Annotated in this window: 18 protein-coding genes and 1 pseudogene; 5 read left to right on the top strand and 14 right to left on the bottom strand. The window is 34.1% G+C overall.

What is annotated here, in order from left to right; all coding sequences use genetic code 11:
- Nucleotides 1-221: 221 nt before the first annotated feature.
- The 10 genes and pseudogenes from purT to tsaE all read right to left on the bottom strand — a co-directional run bounded on the left by purT (nucleotide 222) and on the right by tsaE (nucleotide 10942).
- On the bottom strand, nucleotides 222-1403 hold the full coding sequence (gene purT / locus H3T83_RS08230) for a formate-dependent phosphoribosylglycinamide formyltransferase (RefSeq protein WP_198215521.1): 1182 nt from the start codon (nucleotides 1401-1403) through the stop codon (nucleotides 222-224).
- Nucleotides 1404-1493: 90 nt separating this feature from the next.
- Nucleotides 1494-2792 (bottom strand): adenylosuccinate synthase, encoded by a 1299-nt coding sequence (locus tag H3T83_RS08235; RefSeq protein ID WP_086365684.1) that lies wholly within the window; start codon nucleotides 2790-2792, stop codon nucleotides 1494-1496.
- Nucleotides 2793-2811: 19 nt separating this feature from the next.
- Entirely contained in the window at nucleotides 2812-3774 is a 963-nt protein-coding gene (hflC, locus tag H3T83_RS08240; RefSeq protein ID WP_065579016.1) for a protease modulator HflC, read from the bottom strand.
- Nucleotides 3775-3788: 14 nt separating this feature from the next.
- The gene (gene hflK / locus H3T83_RS08245) at nucleotides 3789-5003 is read right to left on the bottom strand and encodes an FtsH protease activity modulator HflK (protein WP_198215522.1); all 1215 of its coding nucleotides are present in this window, start codon (nucleotides 5001-5003) and stop codon (nucleotides 3789-3791) included.
- A 23-nt stretch (nucleotides 5004-5026) separates the two neighbouring features.
- Nucleotides 5027-6322 carry a ribosome rescue GTPase HflX gene (hflX, locus tag H3T83_RS08250; protein WP_198215523.1) on the bottom strand — a complete coding sequence of 432 codons (1296 nt, stop codon included), beginning with the start codon at nucleotides 6320-6322 and terminating at the stop codon, nucleotides 5027-5029.
- A 21-nt stretch (nucleotides 6323-6343) separates the two neighbouring features.
- Nucleotides 6344-6589 (bottom strand): RNA chaperone Hfq, encoded by a 246-nt coding sequence (gene hfq / locus H3T83_RS08255; protein WP_065555596.1) that lies wholly within the window; start codon nucleotides 6587-6589, stop codon nucleotides 6344-6346.
- A gap of 312 nt (nucleotides 6590-6901) precedes the next feature.
- Nucleotides 6902-7813 (bottom strand): tRNA (adenosine(37)-N6)-dimethylallyltransferase MiaA, encoded by a 912-nt coding sequence (miaA, locus tag H3T83_RS08260; RefSeq protein ID WP_198215524.1) that lies wholly within the window; start codon nucleotides 7811-7813, stop codon nucleotides 6902-6904.
- Nucleotides 7810-9669, bottom strand: a complete 1860-nt coding sequence (mutL, locus tag H3T83_RS08265; RefSeq protein WP_198215525.1) for a DNA mismatch repair endonuclease MutL — start codon at nucleotides 9667-9669, stop codon at nucleotides 7810-7812. The genes miaA and mutL overlap by 4 nt, the downstream gene beginning before the upstream one ends.
- A gap of 20 nt (nucleotides 9670-9689) precedes the next feature.
- Nucleotides 9690-10394 (bottom strand): annotated as a pseudogene (locus H3T83_RS08270) (N-acetylmuramoyl-L-alanine amidase); the annotation flags it as partial.
- 59 nt (nucleotides 10395-10453) lie between these two features.
- Entirely contained in the window at nucleotides 10454-10942 is a 489-nt protein-coding gene (gene tsaE, locus H3T83_RS08275; protein ID WP_086361140.1) for a tRNA (adenosine(37)-N6)-threonylcarbamoyltransferase complex ATPase subunit type 1 TsaE, read from the bottom strand.
- A 145-nt stretch (nucleotides 10943-11087) separates the two neighbouring features.
- On the opposite strand from tsaE, the gene tusB reads away from it, so the two are divergent.
- The 3 genes from tusB (at nucleotide 11088) to H3T83_RS08290 (ending at nucleotide 13198) form a co-directional block, all read left to right on the top strand.
- On the top strand, nucleotides 11088-11369 hold the full coding sequence (gene tusB / locus H3T83_RS08280) for a sulfurtransferase complex subunit TusB (RefSeq protein WP_065579023.1): 282 nt from the start codon (nucleotides 11088-11090) through the stop codon (nucleotides 11367-11369).
- 154 nt (nucleotides 11370-11523) lie between these two features.
- Complete coding sequence (locus H3T83_RS08285) at nucleotides 11524-12087, top strand: Sua5/YciO/YrdC/YwlC family protein (RefSeq protein WP_198215526.1); 564 nt, start codon at nucleotides 11524-11526, stop codon at nucleotides 12085-12087.
- A gap of 4 nt (nucleotides 12088-12091) precedes the next feature.
- The gene (locus tag H3T83_RS08290) at nucleotides 12092-13198 is read left to right on the top strand and encodes an anhydro-N-acetylmuramic acid kinase (RefSeq protein ID WP_198215527.1); all 1107 of its coding nucleotides are present in this window, start codon (nucleotides 12092-12094) and stop codon (nucleotides 13196-13198) included.
- A 33-nt stretch (nucleotides 13199-13231) separates the two neighbouring features.
- Here the strand turns inward: H3T83_RS08290 and H3T83_RS08295 are convergent, their stop codons facing one another.
- The 3 genes from H3T83_RS08295 to H3T83_RS08305 all read right to left on the bottom strand — a co-directional run bounded on the left by H3T83_RS08295 (nucleotide 13232) and on the right by H3T83_RS08305 (nucleotide 15160).
- Nucleotides 13232-14011: a Cof-type HAD-IIB family hydrolase gene (locus H3T83_RS08295; protein WP_086320017.1), complete on the bottom strand. Its 780-nt coding sequence runs from the start codon at nucleotides 14009-14011 to the stop codon at nucleotides 13232-13234.
- Nucleotides 14012-14013: 2 nt separating this feature from the next.
- A complete protein-coding gene (gene hda, locus H3T83_RS08300) occupies nucleotides 14014-14697 on the bottom strand; it encodes a DnaA inactivator Hda (protein WP_065579026.1) in 684 nt (227 codons plus the stop codon).
- A 202-nt stretch (nucleotides 14698-14899) separates the two neighbouring features.
- Nucleotides 14900-15160 (bottom strand): hypothetical protein, encoded by a 261-nt coding sequence (locus H3T83_RS08305; protein ID WP_086365807.1) that lies wholly within the window; start codon nucleotides 15158-15160, stop codon nucleotides 14900-14902.
- A 523-nt stretch (nucleotides 15161-15683) separates the two neighbouring features.
- Between H3T83_RS08305 and mnmG the strand changes: the two genes are divergently transcribed.
- The gene (gene mnmG / locus H3T83_RS08310) at nucleotides 15684-17576 is read left to right on the top strand and encodes a tRNA uridine-5-carboxymethylaminomethyl(34) synthesis enzyme MnmG (RefSeq protein WP_065579028.1); all 1893 of its coding nucleotides are present in this window, start codon (nucleotides 15684-15686) and stop codon (nucleotides 17574-17576) included.
- Complete coding sequence (gene rsmG / locus H3T83_RS08315) at nucleotides 17554-18153, top strand: 16S rRNA (guanine(527)-N(7))-methyltransferase RsmG (protein ID WP_198215528.1); 600 nt, start codon at nucleotides 17554-17556, stop codon at nucleotides 18151-18153. Before mnmG ends, rsmG begins: the two co-directional genes overlap by 23 nt.
- 30 nt (nucleotides 18154-18183) lie before the next feature.
- Here the strand turns inward: rsmG and H3T83_RS08320 are convergent, their stop codons facing one another.
- Nucleotides 18184-19416, bottom strand: a complete 1233-nt coding sequence (locus H3T83_RS08320) for an N-acetylmuramoyl-L-alanine amidase (RefSeq protein ID WP_086320019.1) — start codon at nucleotides 19414-19416, stop codon at nucleotides 18184-18186.
- Between the last annotated feature and the right edge of the window lie 175 nt (nucleotides 19417-19591).

Here is a 19591-nt window from a genome sequence, read left to right on the forward strand (position 1 = left end):
CCGTAGACTTTTAATTTTTCGTCTCGTAAGTGCCCACACAGATTGTCTGTTTCTTCTTTTTAAAGAGCTGACAGCGTTTTAATTTGCTTCACAATTTCTTGCTTCAGTTTGCTGTCTCAAGGGTTGCGTATGTTACTCATTTCACCTGTCTACGTCAACCCCTATTTTACAAAATTTGCTTTTTTTTCTTCAAGTGATTGCTTTTTACTCAATAAAGCCATTTAAAAGGTTATTTTTAGCTGTTTAATAGCATTAACAGCCTTTTCAACCGCTTTTTCTACAGTTGGCGCTTTAGCTAATGCAACTCCCATTCTTCTTATACCTTTTACTTCAGGTTTACCAAATAAACGTAGATCAGTGTCTGCTTCACTTAGTACTTTATCTAAATTAGAGAATGCAACTTTGTCAGAATCACCATTTGCGATTAATACTGCTGATGCACTAGCACCATATTGTTCTATTAAAGGTATTGGTAATCCTAAAATCGCTCTAGCATGTAATGCAAATTCAGAAAGATTTTGCGATATTAATGTTACCATGCCGGTATCATGTGGTCGCGGAGATACTTCACTAAACCAGACTTGATCACCTTTCACAAACAATTCAACGCCAAATAATCCGTAACCACCTAAAGCTTCTGTTATTTTGGTAGCAATATCTTTCGCTAAAGACAATGCGTTAGACGACATTGGCTGTGGTTGCCATGATTCTCGATAATCACCATTTTCTTGTCGATGACCAATAGGCTGGCAATATGAAACACCACTAATATGTCTAACGGTTAATAACGTTATTTCATAATCGAAGTCAACAAAACCTTCAATAATAACTTTACCACTTCCGGCACGACCGCCTTCTTGAGCATATTTCCATGAAGATTCAATATCAGCTTCACTTCTTAATAAAGATTGCCCTTTACCAGAAGAACTCATAACCGGTTTAACTAAGCAAGGAAAACCGATTTCCTTAACTGCGAGTTTATATTCAGCTTCATTTGATGCAAAACGGTATGGTGAGGTTGGTAAGTTAAGTTCTTCTGCGGCCAGACGACGAATACCTTCACGATTCATGGTTAATTGCGTCGCTTTAGCGGTAGGGATAACAGTAAAACCTTCTTTTTCTAATTCTACTAAGGTGTCAGTAGCAATTGCTTCTATTTCAGGAACAATATAATCTGGCTTTTCTGCTTCAATTATTTTTCTTAGCTCATTACCATCTAGCATATTAATAATATGACAACGATGGGCTACTTGCATAGCGGGGGCATTGGCATAACGATCAACAGCAATAACTTCACATCCAAAACGTTGTAATTCAATAACAACTTCTTTGGCTAATTCACCGGCTCCACAAAGTAATACTTTGGTAGCACTTGATGAAAGTGGTGTCCCTATTTTTGCCATAGTATCCTCTTAGAGATTTAATGATTATACTTTATTAACAAGCAAAAAATAAAAAATCGGGATAGTTACCCCGATTTTCTGTATGCTAAATTACACCGAATATGGATCACGTAAAATCATAGTTTCACTTCGATCTGGTCCAGTCGAGATAATATCAATTGGTGTTTCAGTTAATTCTTCAATTCGCTTGATATAAGCTTTAGCCGCTTGTGGTAAAGCGTCATAACTTTTTATACCAAAAGTTGATTCGCTCCAACCTGGCATAGACTCATATACTGGTTTAACTAAACTCCAATCTTCAGCGGCAGCCGGTGCATTTTTAATCACATCACCATTCGGTAATTGATAACCAACACAAATTTTTACCTCTTTAAGACCATCTAAAACATCAAGCTTAGTTAAACAAAAGCCAGAAACTGAATTAAGTTGTACCGCTTTGCGTACCGCAACAGCATCAAGCCATCCAGTACGGCGACGACGACCGGTGGTTGCACCAAATTCATTACCTTGCTTACAGAGATATTCACCAACCTCATCAAATAATTCCGTTGGGAAAGGACCTGCACCAACACGAGTTGAATAAGCTTTAACAATACCTAATACATAACCAACATAACGAGGACCAAAACCAGATCCTGTTGCTACGCCACCAGCAGTAGTATTTGAAGAAGTCACATAAGGATAGGTACCATGATCGATATCAAGTAAAGTACCTTGCGCACCTTCAAACATGATTCTTTCGCCATTTTTACGCGCATTTTCAAGTAATGTAGGAATATCAGCAATCATTGCCACCAAAATATCAGCAATCGCTAATGTTTCATCAAGTACTTTCTGATAATCAACAGCTTCTGATTGATAGTAATTGACTAAATGGAAATTATGATATTCCATAACTTCTTTTAATTTTTCAGCAAATGCCTGACGATCACGCAAATCACCAACACGTAGTCCACGACGGGCTACTTTGTCTTCATATGCAGGACCAATACCACGACCGGTGGTACCAATTGCTTTATTACCACGAGCTTTTTCTCGGGCTTGGTCTAATGCTATATGGTAAGGCAAAATTAAAGGACATGATTCTGAAATAAGTAGCCTTTCTTTCACTGGAATACCGTTATCTTCAAGCTCTTTCATCTCTTTCATAAGTGCTTCAGGACAAAGTACAACACCATTAGCAATAATACTTATGACATCATTATGCAAAATACCAGATGGTATTAAATGCAATACTGTTTTTTCACCATTAATAACTAAAGTATGACCAGCATTATGTCCGCCTTGATAACGTACTACATATTTGGCTTTTTCTGTGAGTAAATCAACAACTTTACCTTTGCCTTCATCACCCCATTGTGTACCTAGCACAACAACATTATTACTCATAGTTTATTTACTCATTGTATTATTTGTTAGACTTTAATTTCATGTATTGGAAAAATTCACTATCAGGGCTAATGACCATAACATCATTACCTGTAAAGCTTTGTTCATAAGCTTTTAAACTACGAATAAAGCTAAAAAACTCAATATCTTTACCAAAAGCGTCAGCATAAAGTTTAGCTGCATTTGCATCACCTTCACCACGAATTGAACGAGATTGACGTTCAGCTTCTGATATAATTTTGGTTTTTTCAAATGTAGCTTCAGCTCTTATTTCCTCAGCTTGTTTGATACCATCATAACGTTTGTCACGAGCAATAACTTCACGTTCGGCTCTCATGTTAGCATAAATTGATTCAGAGACTTCAGCAGGGAAGTTAATTTGTTTAATTCGAACGTCAATTACATCAACACCGAAAGCCCTCAAGCTAGTTTTACTGTTTTCAGGATCTTTTTTCGCATCAGTAACTAATTTATCAATCGGTAAATTTTCTTCACCCTCTTGTGATGAACCATTTAACGAATCTTTAACTCGCGCCATTAATGAATTTCTTGATTTGGTATCGGCATTAGAATCATTAATGATATCTCGATTATTTAGTTTACCAATCTCAGAACGTAAACGACCATTTAAGCGAGCTAAAATTAAGTCATTAACATCATTACCACCGGCAATAGTTTCGTAATAACGGTTAAAATCAACAATTTTCCATTGCACAAAATAGTCCACAATCAGTTCTTTCTTTTGTACATTAAAAAAACGTTGTTCATTATTATTATTTGAACTATTGGTAGTTTGGATTTTGGCATCAATAGTTTTAACGCTATCGATTAATGGCATTTTAAAATGTAACCCAGGTTCAGATAAACCAATAATTTTATTAAAACGTAAAACGACACCACGAGTACCCTCTTCTATCACATAGATACTTGAAAAAAGTACGCCAATTAAAATTAAAACTATAGGAATCAATAATTTTCGCATATTCTTTTTTCTCCTTATCGACCCATAGTTCGTCTAGTGCGATTATTAGAATTATTATTAGTAGTAGTTGAGCTATGATTTTCTGCTTCAACACCATTTTGTTGAGCATTTTCTGCATCTAAAGGATTTGGCAGATTAATATTATAATCACTATCAGAATTTGCTGTAGTTGATTCAGATGATTGCTCATTTTTATTTTTTAATAATTGTTCTAACGGTAGTACTAATAAATTACCACTCTTATCATTAACAATAACTTTTTGCGTTTTAGCTAATATTTTTTCCATCGTTTCGATATATAAACGATCTTTAGTAATTTCGGGCGCAGCTTTATATTGCGGTAACAATTTTTCAAACCGAGCAACATCACCAATTGCTTCTAATTCTACTTTTACTTTATAAGCATTTGCATCCGCTAGAATGGTCGCCGAACGACCTTCAGCTTGCTGAACTAATTGGACTTTATCTGCTTTAGCTTGTTTTATTTCACGTTCACTATCATTTTGAGCTCTAATTGCATCAGCATAAGCATCTTGTACCTCTACAGGAGGACGAGCAACTTGGAAGTTAAGATCGACAATAGTAATCCCCATATCATAATGAGAAATAACATTATTTAATTCATCTTTAGTACTATCTTCTAAATCAGAACGACCATCTGAAATGATGGCATCGATGTTAGAACTACCTACTGAAGTCCTCAGCGCACTATCAGCAGCTTGACGTAAACTATCTTCAACATTAGTCACATTAAATAAGTATTTAACTGGATCACTAATACGATATTGTACGTTCATTTCAACAAAGACTAAGTTCTCACCTTTTTCACTTGTTGTGATGATATCGCCATGCACATTGAAGTTATAAGTACCTTGCGTATCGACTTTATAAACTTTATCAATAAATGATGGATTCCAATTCAAACCAGGTTGGATAATTTCAGATTGAACTTGCCCAAAACGAGTTATTACCCCGCGTTGATTTTGTTTGATAGTATAAAAACCACTTACCGCCCAAATTAGGATAAGAACAACTATCACTGACAAAATAATTTTTGAACTATTCATTGATAGCTTAATATCAGAAGGTCCTCGATTATTACCTGAACTCCCTTTTTTGAAGAGATCTTTAATTTGGTCGAATATTCCTCCCGTCGAATTGGAAGGTTTCTTATTATTTCCCCATGGGTCGTTATCTTGTCCGTTATTACCGGGCTGATTCCACGCCATATTTTATATGCTCCATTTAACAATTAGTTGTTATTTTGCGTATTGATTAAGTATAACAGATCTGGCTCTTGTTTACAGAGGCGATTCCATTCAATTAAAGGCATTCTTATATTTAGCTCAAAACTGCCGTCATCTTTAATGACTTCATGTTCCACCGCATTTAATTTATATAAACGGCTTCTAAGTTTTGCTAGATGGATAGGCAAGTTTAATTGACAAACTTGAATCTTACCGGCAAGCCGTTCTTTTAATGCAGTAAATAAGAGATCTAATCCTAAACTATTTTGTGCTGAAATCCAAACTCGAATTGGCACACCATTTTCATCACGATCAATACTTGGTTGCTTACCTTCCATTAAATCAATTTTATTCATTACCAACAAAGTAGGAATATCATGGGCATCAATTTCAAGTAAAACTTCATCAACAGCTTGAATGTTATCTAATAAATTAGGATCAGCAGCATCTACAACATGTAATAGCAGTGATGCTTCTTGTGTTTCAAGTAAAGTCGCTTTAAAAGCTGCAACCAGATCATGAGGTAAATGACGAATAAATCCAACCGTATCAGCTAAAACAACTTCGCCAACATCATCAACCATAATGCGTCTTAAGGTTGGATCCAGCGTAGCAAATAATTGATCAGCAGCATAAACATCAGCATTAGTTAGTGCATTAAATAGTGTCGATTTGCCAGCATTGGTATAACCAACTAGTGATACCGTTGATAAATCTGCTTTTTGTCTAGATTGACGATTTTGATTGCGTTGTTTTTCAACTTTCGCAAGTCTTGATAAGATTAACTGAATACGATGACGAATTAATCGTCTATCGGTTTCTAGCTGAGTTTCTCCAGGACCTCGTAAGCCTATACCACCTTTTTGACGTTCTAAGTGAGTCCAACCTCGAACTAAACGTGTTGACAGATATTGTAATTGCGCTAATTCAACTTGCAACTTACCTTCATGGGTTCGAGCACGTTGAGCAAAAATATCCAGAATCAATCCTGTTCTATCCACTACACGACATTCACATAGTTGTTCTAAGTTTCGTTCTTGAGTTGGGGTTAAGGTATGATTGACTAGAATAACTGAAGCATTCAGTTCTTTTACTTTATCGGCAATTTCTAACGCTTTACCTTCACCAATAAAATATTTAGCTTGCGGGGACTTTCTTGAGGTTGTCACAATATCGAGAATTTCAATTTGAGCAGAAGAAACTAACACTTCAAACTCTTTTAAATCCTCGATATCGCTTTCTTGAGGGAAGAATACATGGACTAATAAAGCAGACTCGCCACCTTTATATCGCTCAAACAATCACATTCTCCACTCAAATAATTAGCTTTCGCTTTCCTCTTCAGGCTGAGATACTAAACCAGAAATTGGTCTTGAAGGAACAACAGTAGAGATTGCGTGTTTATATACCATTTGACTAACAGTATTTTTTAATAAAATAACAAACTGATCAAATGATTCAATTTGTCCTTGTAATTTAATACCGTTAACTAGATAAATTGATACTGGAATATGCTCGCGACGAAGCAAATTCAAATAAGGATCTTGTAATGACTGCCCTTTTGACATGAGTTTATCCTTTAAGATGAAATAAAAATATAAAGATAAAATAAATATACAATCGAAATGATGATTTATACGATTGCAACATAACATACTTATGTAGTATTTATCAAAATAACATAAAAAACCCAGCTCTTAAACTAATCAACTACAATTTATGCACAAATAACTAAAAATTTAAAAAATTAACGAAATTCATACAAAAAAACATACATGATAGATATTCTAAATTTAGAAAGGTTTCCTAAATGAAAAATTTCTGTTTATTATTATAATCAAATAGAAAAAACGCTAATACCTATTGCTGTAATTTATAATTTAAAAAATATGCTTAAAAACAGTATCTTTATTATCTTGATTTAACCATGTTATCGGTTGTTTCCAGCCTCTTAGCCAAGTAATTTGCCGTTTCGCTAATTGACGAGTAGCACAAATACCTTTGAACACCATCTCATCATAACTAGTATCGCCATTGAGATATTCCCACATTTGACGATAACCTACACAACGGATAGAAGGTAGATTGGTATGCAGATCAGAACGCTGCATAAGTGTTTTTACTTCTTCTTCAAAACCTTGATCTAACATCTGTAAAAAACGTTGCTCAATACGTTGATGTAACTCAGCTCGATCTTCCGGCATAATAGCTAGCTGCATAATGTCATAAGGTAATGCTTCACCACTTTCTTGGGTAAGCTCAGTTAAACTTTTACCAGAAATGAGATAAACCTCTAATGCACGATTAAGCCGTTGCGGATCATTTGGATGAATTCGCTGAGCTGACACTGGATCAACCTTTTTTAACTCCTCATGAATCGCTTGCCAACCTAATTTATTGGCTTTTTCTTCAATTTGCTGCCGTATATCACTATCCGCAGCAGGAAGAGGTGAAAGTCCTTCAATTAAAGCTTTAAAATACAGCATTGTTCCACCAACCAGTAATGGCGTTCGACCATTACTTAACGATTTTTCAATTTCTTCAATCGCATCATGCCGAAAATTAGCTGCCGAGTAACTTTCAGCTGGATCGCAGATATCAATCAATTTGTGAGGATATTTTTGCTGTTCTTGTTTAGTTGGTTTGGCACTACCAATATCCATACCACGATAAATAAGCGCCGAATCAACACTAATAATATCAATCGGATATTTGTCGTAAAGTTCCATGGCAAAAGCCGTCTTACCGGATGCAGTGGGCCCCATTAATGAAATAATTTTTGCTTTATTCATGATAAAATTGATTGTGATAAAGATTGAAGATCAATCGGATACAAAAACGTATCTTTTTTTAATAAATTAATATCTATCTGTTCTAGTTGTGCTAATAGCTGGATAGCTTTGGTTACACTCCAACTCTCCACATAATTATCACTACTATTTTCTGCCAACCACATTGCAATTTGCGTAGGATCGATAACAGACGATTGATCAGATAAAAGAAAATCAATTAAACTTGGTAATAATTGTTGCCAATTAGTAGTTCGCAACATTTTCGGCACATTATGCAAATGAAATTTGGCTTTATCAATATAAAAATCAAATCCTAAAAAATTTAATTGCGGTCGATAATCACTTAATACTTGTTGTTCTTTTTGATTGACTAAAATTGTTAGTGGAATCAGTAGTTTTTCTGACTCTTGAGATAATAATTTTATTGCTTTTACTTTTTGCTCAGCAATATTTAACTTCATAAGCATAAATGTTTGCTGACTATCTTGCAATTTTTCAAGTAAAGCTATATCAGGTTGAATAACGGTTAATACTCGACCAAACTGTACTAATGAAGAGCTATCAAGTTGCTGTTGCAGTGATTGTAATGGTACATTTCGTTTAGGAAATAACCCCTCAATAACCGCTTGTTGTGGTGCAGTTATTGAATCATTATCATCGGCTAACGGCAACTGATTAGATTGCGTTTTCTCAATTTCAAAGCTTGGTTTAGTATCAATTAACTGACCATAAATTGCATTTTCTTTAACATGATTAATCGGTTTTTTGGGTAATACGTTAGTCGTAGAATAGCTTTTAGGCTCCGCAGTTATTTTTTGATTAAAAATATTTTCACCAGCAGCTTGTCGATTTGGTGTTATTACCACTTTTTCATCATCGGCAAGCTGTTGGCTTGATTCAAGAGCCATAACAATAGCTTGATAAACAAAATCATGTACTAATCTTGCTTCATGAAAACGTACTTCGTGTTTAGCAGGATGAACATTAACATCAACCTGTTTAGGATCGATTTGTAGAAAAACCACATAACTTTGTTGCTCATTGGTTCGGCTAATATAAGCTTGGCGCAGCGCATGATTAATTAATTTATCTTTTATTACTCGACCATTAACGTAAAAATATTGTAGATCGCTTATTTCATTACTTGCTACCCAACCTTGAATTAACAAATCATCATGTTGCCAATCTAATTTTACTGCTTTTTGCACAAATGTACGTCCACAAACCAATTCAACGCGTTTTTCAAGTGCAGATGCTCGATACTGTTTAATTAGTTTTCCATTATGTTGCAGATTGAAAGTGACATCAGGCCGAGCCAGAGCTATACGCCTAACAAATTCTTCAATATGCATAAATTCAGTTTTTTCGGTCTTTAGAAAACGACGCCGAGCAGGGGTGTTATAAAATAAGTCCAGAACTTCAACCGAAGTACCAACAGGATGTGCCGCAGGTTTAATGGTTGGTTTCATATCTCGACCTTCAGCATAAACTTGCCATGCCTCAGATTGATCGGCGGTACGTGACGTTAAAGTTAATCGAGCAACAGAACTAATACTAGCCAATGCTTCACCACGAAAGCCTAAGCTCATTATGCTATCTAAATCATCCAACGAGCTAATTTTACTAGTCGCATGGCGAGCTAAAGCTAATGCTAATTCGCTTTTAGCAATACCACCACCATTATCACGGATGCGAATTAATTTACTACCGCCTTGTTCAATATCAATATCAATTTGCGTACTACCTGCATCAAGGCTGTTTTCAACTAACTCTTTAATTACTGATACTGGTCGTTCTACCACTTCACCAGCAGCAATTTGATTAGCTAGTTGCGGTGATAGAATTTGAATTGCCATTAATGCTGTTCTCCAAAATTAGGATTTTTTTTGACATAATTTTTTATGCCTTGATAAATCAGTTTAGCGATCTTGTCTTGATGAGCATTACTAGCCAACAAACTTTCTTCAGCTTGATTAGTAATAAATCCAACCTCAATCAATATTGAAGGGATATCAGGTGAACGTAATACGCCTAAACTAGCATGTTCAGGTACACCTTTATGCAATTTAATAACCCCTTTCATCTCTTTTAAAACCTGACTAGCAAGTTCATAACCAACACGCTGCGAATAAGAGAATTGTAAATCGAGTACTGCTTGGCTTAAATTTTGGTCGTGATCATCACTTAATGCATCACCAGCGCCACCTAATAACTGTGACTGTTTTTCATCCTGTTCCAGCCAACGCCCCAATTCAGTATCAGCGCGTTTAGTAGATAATACCCAAATTGATGCACCAGAAGCATTACGATTCGGTGCGGCATCAGCATGGATAGAAATTAGTAAGTTTGCCTTATTTTTACGCGCAATATCAGAACGCTGAGGAACTGAAATAAAATTGTCGGTATTACGGGTTAAAACCCCTTTAAAATTAGGATCTTTATTTAATAAATTAGTTAATTTTTTAGCTATCGATAACGTTACATTTTTTTCATATAAATCATTTTTACCAACAGCACCAGAATCCTTACCACCATGTCCAGCATCGACGGCAATAACAACTTTTGCCGCATAAGCTGAACTACATAGTAGTAATAATATAAAAAAAGTTAATATTTTCTTCATTGTTTTTTCGCTAATTTTTATTGTAATGGATTGATAATAGCTTGACCTTTTTCACTATTAGCTTGCACACTAACCGTACGTTCAAGTGCTGAATAGGCCAAATGAATTTCAATATCAGCAGCAGGTAACATACCTCTTGCCTGCATAGGCCATTCAATCAAACAAATAGATCTTGAGGAAAAATATTCACGAATTCCCATAAATTCTAACTCTTCTGGATCACCAAGGCGATATAAATCAAAATGATAAACGGAAAATGTATCAAATTGATAAGGTTCAACTAATGTATAAGTTGGACTTTTAACATTACCTTGATGACCTAATTGTTGCAAAAAACCACGACTAAAAGTAGTTTTACCAGCTCCGAGATCACCAATCAGATAAATAACAATTGCACTATCATGATTAGATAAATAATTTAAACACTGTTTTGCCAACTGTTTACCAAACAATATTGTCTCTTGTTCGTTAGCTAATTGTTCATTGGCTAAAATAATGGGTTTCATAACGAATTCTTTGCTCAATAAATAGCCCTTATTATATACTAATAACTATTAAAGATGTACCAACTAAGATTAAGTTGAATTTTTACCGAAAAAATTTTGAGGAACGGGGTTTTTTAAGGGTAAATTTGACGCTAAAAGAGGAAAAATGTTACATACCATTGCAACAGCGAACCAATCAACAATCGATCCAACGTTAATTTCAGCGCAAGATGCCGTACTATTTTGGCAAAATGGTGTAATTATGTGTTGTCAAGATAACCCTACATTAAATACTATTTTGCAAAACACCCATCATTGTTATGTACTTGATAACGACATTAATGCTCGAGGCTTAGGCGACCTAATTGATTCAAGAGTTAAAATTATCAACCTGCAACAGGTTATTGATTTAACAGTTAACTATTTTCCGCAAATGAATTGGGAATAATTTTGCTATTTTCGATAAAAGCTAATTTATCTATCACAGCAAATAAGCGATATTCATTGTAATAACATTATTAATTCTATTGTTGCCAATTTGCAAATAGTCTTACCTGAGTTTAATATAAATTTTAATAATATTGGGTAAACATGTAAATTTGATGGCAAACTTATTAACTCTACTAGAAATTAATCGACTGTTACAAAAAGGTGAAGTTGTTGCTTATCCAACTGAAGCAGTTTTTGGTTTAGGTTGTGATCCTGATAGTGAATCAGCAGTGTATAAACTGTTAAATCTAAAACAACGTTCAGTTGATAAAGGATTGATTTTAATTGCCAGTCATTATCAACAACTGATCCCTTATATTGATCAATCGGCAGTAACGAAAGAACAAATACAAATGGCGTTTAACAGTTGGCCGGGACCAAATACCTGGATTTTTCCCAAGAATACTAATACCCCTGATTTTTTAAGTGGAAAATATCAGTCCATTGCTGTTCGAGTTACCGATCATCCTTTAGTTTGTAAATTGTGTGATTTATTTGCTAAGCCATTAGTTTCAACCAGTGCCAATCTTTCTGGCCATCCAGCTTGTAAAACAGCGTTAGAAGTGGCGAACCAATTCGGTAATAATTTTCCCATTTTAGCTGGTCAAACAGGCAATCGTTCACAACCATCAATCATTCGCGATGTGTTAACTGGCGCTATAATTCGACAGGGGTAATATTATGCAAAATTTATATATTGGTGTAATGTCGGGTACCAGTATGGATGGAGTAGATATTGCATTAGTTGATATCAGCAATGGAAAAATTACTGCTATTGCTAGTGATTGCTATCCAATGCCAAACGAAATTAAAACTCGATTATTAACGCTTTGTAATAGTAAACAAACATCATTACAAGATTTAGGCGAACTCGATCATCAACTCGGCATACTTTACGCTAAAAGTATTAATCAATTTATAAAACAAAATAATATTGATAACAAACAAGTTAAAGCGATTGGCTGTCATGGACAGACTATTTATCATTCGCCGAATGGTGATAATCCATTTACTATGCAAATAGGTGATGCCAATATCATCGCCGCCCAAACAGGCATTACAACTATTGCCGATTTTCGTCGTAAAGATATGGCTTATGGTGGTCAAGGTGCGCCATTAGTTCCTGCTTTTCATAAAGCAATATTTTTAAACTCGGCAATTAACTGTGTAGTGTTAAATATTGGCGGTATCAGTAATATTTCTGTGTTAATACCAGACCAACCAGTAATTGGCTACGATACCGGCCCAGGTAATGTATTGCTTGATGGTTGGATAAATAAAAGCCTCGGAACAAGCTATGACAAAGATGGTTTATGGGCAAAATCAGGTAAAGTAAATCAAAACTTATTAAGTGAATTATGTAATGAAGATTATTTCCAATTACCCGCACCAAAAAGTACTGGCAGAGAATTATTTAATTTAGCTTGGCTGATGCAAAAATTAACTGACTTTGCTTTAAATGGCCAAGATATTCAAGCGACATTGGCAGAATTTACTGCTACCACAATTGCCCAAGAGATTAATAAATTATCAATAAAAATGCATTTACCATGTCAATTGTTAGTCTGTGGAGGTGGCGCAAAAAACCCACTCATTATGGAACGCTTATCAATATTATTACCCAAATGGCAAGTTTTAACGACTGATGTTAAAGGGGTGAACAGTGATGATATGGAAGCGATCGCTTTTGCTTGGCTTGCTTATTGTAGAATAAATAATATTCCATCCAATATTCCAGAAGTTACTGGAGCAAGCCAATCTGTATGTTTAGGGGTTATTTATCAATAACCTTATTTTATCTACTGATTTTTATATATAAATCTAAATTAAACCAAATTTTTGCAGTGCTTTAGCAATACCATCGTTATCATTATTATCGGTTATATACTCAGCTTTATCTTTCAAATCATCAACTGCATTAGCCATAGCGATTGGATGATCAACGGTTAAGAACATTTCTAAATCATTCATGCCATCACCAAATGCATAGGTAGGTACATTATCAAAACCTTTAGTTTTTATTAATTCATTAATGCCATTACCTTTCGATCCGCCATGGTTAAAAACATCAACACAATAATGAGTATTACGAATAAAAGTTAATTCAGGAAAGACTTCTCGATAAGCTGATTCACCTTGTTCACAAAGTAATAACAACATCTGAAGAGGTTCTTTTAAATAAATTTGATCATCAACAGGAGGAATTTGTAGTTTTAAAGAACGATAAAACTGTTCAGTAGCTTGATTAATTTCACTGACGCGCATTTTATTATAATTATAAAAAGACAAAGGAATATTCATCTTTTCTCGTGAAAATTCATACAATCTAGTAATAACATTTTTATCAATATTATTAGTAAATATGACTTCTTTTTCATAAATAACAACTTGGCCATTCATTGCTATAATCGAATTTATACCTGTATCTTTCATCAATTTAGCAGCTTCCATAGGTGTTCGGCCTGTTGCTATCATTGGTATAATATTATTTTGTTTTAATTTTTCAATTGCTGTATAAGAACTTGGCAACACTTCTATATTACTATCAAATAAAGTACCATCTAAATCAAAAAAAACGATAGCTTCAGGTTTTTTAGTCATTTTTATAAATCCAAAATATTTTTAATAAAAGGAATGGTTAATTTGCGTTGTTGAGCTAATGTTGCAACTTCAAATTTTTCCATTAAGGAAAACAATGTTCGCATATCGCGATTAACCCGTTTTAATAAAAACAAGCCAACTTCAGTTGATAACTCAAAACCACTCAATTGTGCTCTAAGTTGCAAAGCTTTTAGTTTATCTTCATCATTTAACTCTTTTAGCTGATAGACTTGCCCCCAAGTTAATCTTGAAGCTAAATCAGGTAAGATAAAAGGAATTTGTTTAGGCGGTGCGCAAGCAGTAATCAAAAGTTTACTAACATTTTTTTCAGTTAGACGGTTAAATAAATCAAATATTGCCTCTTCCCAATCTCGATGACCCGCTATAGCATCAATATCATCTAAACAAACCAAATCATAATTATCTAAACCTTGTAAAATTTCTGGAACCAATAACACATGTTGTTTTAATGGAATATAACTAGCTAATTTATTTTGGCTTGAAGCATGTAATAGATGCGTACGACCAGCTGCGCTTGCTGACCATATATAAAAGACATTAAAACCTTCCCTATCAAGTAAGGTTTGCAAAGAATCAAACAATAGCTGATTATCACCTACGTAGAAACTATCAAATGTTTCGTTATTAGGTAATATAAAAGGTAAAGGCAACTGTGAAAGAGTAATAAAATAACCTCACAATAAAAATACAATCGTACTAAGTATAAATTTGCTTTCACAAAAATCAATCACTTTTATAGAGAACAAAACAAGTTAGCAAAAGCAGCTATTAAAAGTCGATATATAAAAACTAGTTAATTTACAAAAAACCAAATAATAACATAGCTAAAATGCTATATAGCTATAAACTTTAACTTATTATTATTAATTAATAATAAAATAAATTATTTTCATCTTTTCTAGGAAAGAACCTTTTAGAAGGTTTCACACTATTATGCTGCTTTTTTTGTTTTAATTTAGCTACTTTTTTATTAGTAAAACGTCTTAAATCCATTCTAGCTATTTTCGGCAGATTTAAAGTTTTAAAAATTTTCTCGGCTATTTTTGCTTTTTTATTAACATTAGGTATAGATTCAATAATCATACCAATACTACAAAAAATACTACTACCAAAGAATATAGGTTTCATAAAAGAGATATATTCAGCTGTTAAATGAAGTAGTTGATAGAGACTGCCCAAGCTAAAATATAAAGAACATAAAAAAAACCATAACAACAAGGCTAATTTATAAACAATAAAAGATAAAAATTTAAGCAATCAAACTTATTTTTTGTGGATAACTCTGTGATAAACAACGATCATAAGCTGTTATAATCGCATTAATAACCTTAATTTAAATCAAGATTGTGGATAAATAAGATAGTTATAAACAAGTTTAATTAAAAAAAGATCCGATCAATTAACAGAATTAACTGATCAATAAGATCATATAAAATAAGCACAAAAATTAGTTATCAACAAAAACGATCTAACTTAATAATAGTAAAAATAAAAAGATCATATAAAAGATCTTATTTAATTTAGATCGCGATCAAAATAGATCATTTGACGTAATAAAAAAGATGAGTAAAATTCGTAACGCTAAATAAAACCAAATCACCTGATCAAAAATAGTGATCATCTATCAGTAATATAAAAAACGAGGCTTTATATGTTTTATCCAGATCTTTTTGATGTCATCGTCGTTGGTGGAGGCCATGCCGGAACTGAAGCTGCAATGGCATCAGCAAGAATGGGCCGAAAAACATTACTTTTAACGCATAATATCAATACATTAGGACAAATGTCCTGCAATCCAGCAATCGGTGGTATTGGTAAAGGGCACTTAGTAAAAGAAATTGATGCTATGGGCGGATTAATGGCTCAAGCTATAGATCGTGCAGGGATCCAGTTTCGGATCTTAAATAGCAGTAAGGGACCAGCGGTAAGAGCAACACGTGCTCAAGCGGATCGATCTTTATATCGTAAAGTAATAAGAACTACATTGGAAAACCAAGAAAATCTAATGTTGTTTCAACAATCTGTTGAAGATGTGATCATCGAAAACGATCAGATCACCGGTGTAGTTACCCAAATGGGCGTCTCTTTTAAAGCAAAAGCTGTAGTACTTACAACAGGTACCTTTTTAGATGGTAAGATCCATATAGGTTTAGATAATTATAGTGGTGGTAGAACTGGCGATCCCGCTTCGATCGGTTTGTCCAAATCTTTACATCAATATCCATTTAGAATGGGACGATTAAAGACAGGAACACCGCCACGTATTGATGCCAGAACAATAGACTTTTCGAAATTAGGCACTCAATATGGTGATGATCCAGTGCCAGTATTTTCATTTTTAGGCGATGCTAAACAGCATCCTAGACAGATCCCTTGTTATATAACAAGTACTAATGAAACAACCCATGAGATCATTCGCAATAGCTTAGATCGTAGTCCTATGTACACAGGTGTGATTGAAGGTGTTGGCCCGCGATATTGTCCGTCTATTGAAGATAAAATAATGCGTTTTGCTGATCGTAATTCTCATCAGATCTATTTAGAACCAGAAGGGTTAGATAGTAATGAGATTTATCCAAATGGGATCTCTACCAGTTTACCGTTTGATACCCAATTAGCTTTTGTCCGTAGTATGAAAGGACTAGAAAATGCGAATATAGTAAGACCTGGTTATGCTATTGAGTATGATTATTTTGATCCGCGTGATCTTAAACCAACTTTAGAAAGCAAAGTGATCAAAGGCTTATTTTTAGCGGGTCAAATAAATGGTACTACCGGCTATGAAGAGGCTGCTGCTCAAGGTATGTTAGCAGGTTTAAATGCGGCAAGATTTGTATATGATCAAGATCAATGGTTCCCTACTCGTGATCAAGCTTATTTAGGGGTGCTAGTTGATGATCTTTGTACTTTAGGCACAAATGAACCTTACCGTATGTTTACTTCGCGTGCTGAATATCGCTTAATGTTACGTGAAGATAATGCCGATATTCGTTTAACCGAAATAGGCCGACAACTTGGCATGGTTGATGATTATCGTTGGCAACGATTTAATGAAAAATTTGAAGCTATAGAACAAGAAAGAGCACGCCTTCGTGATATTTGGGTTCACCCTCATATTGAAACAATCGATGAAGTTAACGCGGTACTAAGTGCTAATTTAACCAAAGAAGCTAATGGTGAAGAGTTACTTAAACGTCCTGAAATGAGCTACAAAACACTACAATCATTATCGCTTTTTGCACCAGGTTTAACTGATACTCAAGCCGCTGAACAAGTTGAGATACAAGTAAAATATGATGGTTATATAAAATTACAGATTGAAGAAATTGAAAGACAAAAACGAAATGAAGAAACCCTTATACCTGAGCACATTGATTATGCTGAAATATCAGGGTTATCTAATGAAGTCGTTGCTAAATTAAAACAGCATAAACCTGTTTCAATTGGCCAAGCTTCACGTATTTCTGGCATTACGCCAGCGGCAATTTCAATGTTATTAGTTTATTTAAAAAAGAAAAACTATGTTAAAAAAGAAACTCATTAATCTTATTGATCAAACGGATCTTTCGATCAATTCTCAACAAATTGATCTGTTGATCGATTATGTTGAAATGCTTAATAAATGGAATAAGGCTTACAATTTAACCGCAGTGCGCGATCCTAGTGAAATGTTAATTAAACATATTATGGATAGTTTAGTTGTTTCACCTTATTTGGTTGGTAATACTTTTATTGATGTGGGAACGGGTCCTGGATTACCTGGGATCCCTTTAGCCATCATTAATCCTGATAAGCAATTTGATCTGGTGGATAGTTTAGGTAAAAGGATCCGCTTTTTAAAGCAAGTTCAATTTGAATTAAAATTAAAGAATATTCAACCAATTCAAAGCCGTATAGAAGAATATAATGAGAAAAAATTTGATGGAATCATCAGCCGAGCATTTGCTTCTTTGCAAGATATGCTAACTTGGTGTAAACATCTTCCTAACCCGCAAGGATCATTTTACGCATTAAAAGGTAGCGATCTTGATGCGATCCCTGATGGGTTTACTCTTAAACAAAATATTAAACTGACTATTCCGGAATTAAATGCTGAACGACGATTAATGATCATTCAGTAAAGGTAAAATTGATCTAAAAAAATTATTAGATCAATTTTTACGACGTTTTAAATAATCTTTAATACCATCAACTATTGCTTTAGATACTTGATTTTGGAAGGAAGCAGTCTTAAGTTTTTGCTCTTCATTGATATTACTAATAAAGGCTGTTTCAACTAAAACTGATGGGATATCTGGCGCTTTTAATACCGCAAAACCCGCTTTTTCAATCGATGGTTTGTGTAGTTTATTCACGTTTTTCATTCGATTTAAAATAGCTGAACCTAATAATACCCCATTAGACAACGTTGTTTTTTGTACTAAATCTAAAATCGTATTATCTAAATATTTATCACCACTTCTACTCACCCCACCTATTTGGTCGGCATCATTTTGGGTTTGTGCTAAATAACTGGCTGCTGAACTACTGGCACCACGGGTTGATAAAGCAAATACCGATGATCCTTTAACAGAGCGATTAGCAAAAGCATCAGCATGAATCGAAATAAATAGATCTGCATGTAAAGATCGTGCTTTTGCTACGCGAACTTTTAAAGGTATAAATACATCTTCATTACGAGTCATATATACTTTGATATTGGGTTCTTTTTTTAGCAAATTGTAAGTGCGTCGAGCAATTTGCAACACAATATCTTTTTCTCTAGTCTTTTTATAACCAATAGCGCCAGGATCTTCACCACCATGACCCGGATCAAGCATAACGATAATGGGTGAATTTTTCTTCTTATTGGATGGTGATTTTATTTGCGATTGTTTTTTATTGAGATCGCCTTTTTGATACTCTTCTAAGAGTGCTAACAGTGGATCATCATCAGTTATAGCTGGTTTAGATGGATAAAGATCAACAACTAATCGATGTTTGAATTCAGCAATTGGTGGTAATGTAAATGTATTTGGATCAATACCTTGTTTTAATTCAATCATCAAACGAACAGTTTTTGGATCTAACTGCAATGCCCGAATAGATTTAATAAAAGGATCTCGGCTTAGTACTTTTGTTGAAATCGTTTTTAGAATTGGATTTAAATTGAGATTATCAATATCAATAACAATACGGTCGGGGTTGTACAAATTTGCATGTTTATAATTAAGTTTGGCGTTTGATTCTAACGTTATTCGTGTATAAGTTGATGATGGCCAAACACGCACAGCAATAACCTGAGCCATTGCCGCAGCAAAGCCAACTCGCGTGACAGACAATAAACAAGTCGCAATAATGCCTTTAATTAAAAAGCGCTTTGTTGGACTAAATGTTTTTGACATACCTAAATACTTATATTGTTAAAAATATTAATAGGGCGAGAATAATAACATAAAATAAAAAGAATGATTATCATAATCAGTTGTTTTTTCGATAAATAAATAACTAATTGTTTATTTTTTATGTATAAAGTAATAAATATAGTTTTTTATATTTATTATAGACCCTACAATCACA

Origin of the sequence: Gilliamella sp. M0320 (assembly GCF_016101635.1) — a bacterium.
Classification (GTDB): Bacteria; Pseudomonadota; Gammaproteobacteria; order Enterobacterales; family Orbaceae; genus Gilliamella; species Gilliamella apis.

Coding starts and splice junctions, on each gene's coding strand:
- purT (WP_198215521.1), bottom strand. CDS start 1,403: ATGGCAAAAATAGGGACACCACTTTCATCAAGTGCTACCAAAGTATTA.
- H3T83_RS08235 (WP_086365684.1), bottom strand. CDS start 2,792: ATGAGTAATAATGTTGTTGTGCTAGGTACACAATGGGGTGATGAAGGC.
- hflC (WP_065579016.1), bottom strand. CDS start 3,774: ATGCGAAAATTATTGATTCCTATAGTTTTAATTTTAATTGGCGTACTT.
- hflK (WP_198215522.1), bottom strand. CDS start 5,003: ATGGCGTGGAATCAGCCCGGTAATAACGGACAAGATAACGACCCATGG.
- hfq (WP_065555596.1), bottom strand. CDS start 6,589: ATGTCAAAAGGGCAGTCATTACAAGATCCTTATTTGAATTTGCTTCGT.
- miaA (WP_198215524.1), bottom strand. CDS start 7,813: ATGAATAAAGCAAAAATTATTTCATTAATGGGGCCCACTGCATCCGGT.
- mutL (WP_198215525.1), bottom strand. CDS start 9,669: ATGGCAATTCAAATTCTATCACCGCAACTAGCTAATCAAATTGCTGCT.
- tsaE (WP_086361140.1), bottom strand. CDS start 10,942: ATGAAACCCATTATTTTAGCCAATGAACAATTAGCTAACGAACAAGAG.
- tusB (WP_065579023.1), top strand. CDS start 11,088: ATGTTACATACCATTGCAACAGCGAACCAATCAACAATCGATCCAACG.
- H3T83_RS08285 (WP_198215526.1), top strand. CDS start 11,524: ATGGCAAACTTATTAACTCTACTAGAAATTAATCGACTGTTACAAAAA.
- H3T83_RS08290 (WP_198215527.1), top strand. CDS start 12,092: ATGCAAAATTTATATATTGGTGTAATGTCGGGTACCAGTATGGATGGA.
- H3T83_RS08295 (WP_086320017.1), bottom strand. CDS start 14,011: ATGACTAAAAAACCTGAAGCTATCGTTTTTTTTGATTTAGATGGTACT.
- H3T83_RS08305 (WP_086365807.1), bottom strand. CDS start 15,160: ATGAAACCTATATTCTTTGGTAGTAGTATTTTTTGTAGTATTGGTATG.
- mnmG (WP_065579028.1), top strand. CDS start 15,684: ATGTTTTATCCAGATCTTTTTGATGTCATCGTCGTTGGTGGAGGCCAT.
- rsmG (WP_198215528.1), top strand. CDS start 17,554: ATGTTAAAAAAGAAACTCATTAATCTTATTGATCAAACGGATCTTTCG.
- H3T83_RS08320 (WP_086320019.1), bottom strand. CDS start 19,416: ATGTCAAAAACATTTAGTCCAACAAAGCGCTTTTTAATTAAAGGCATT.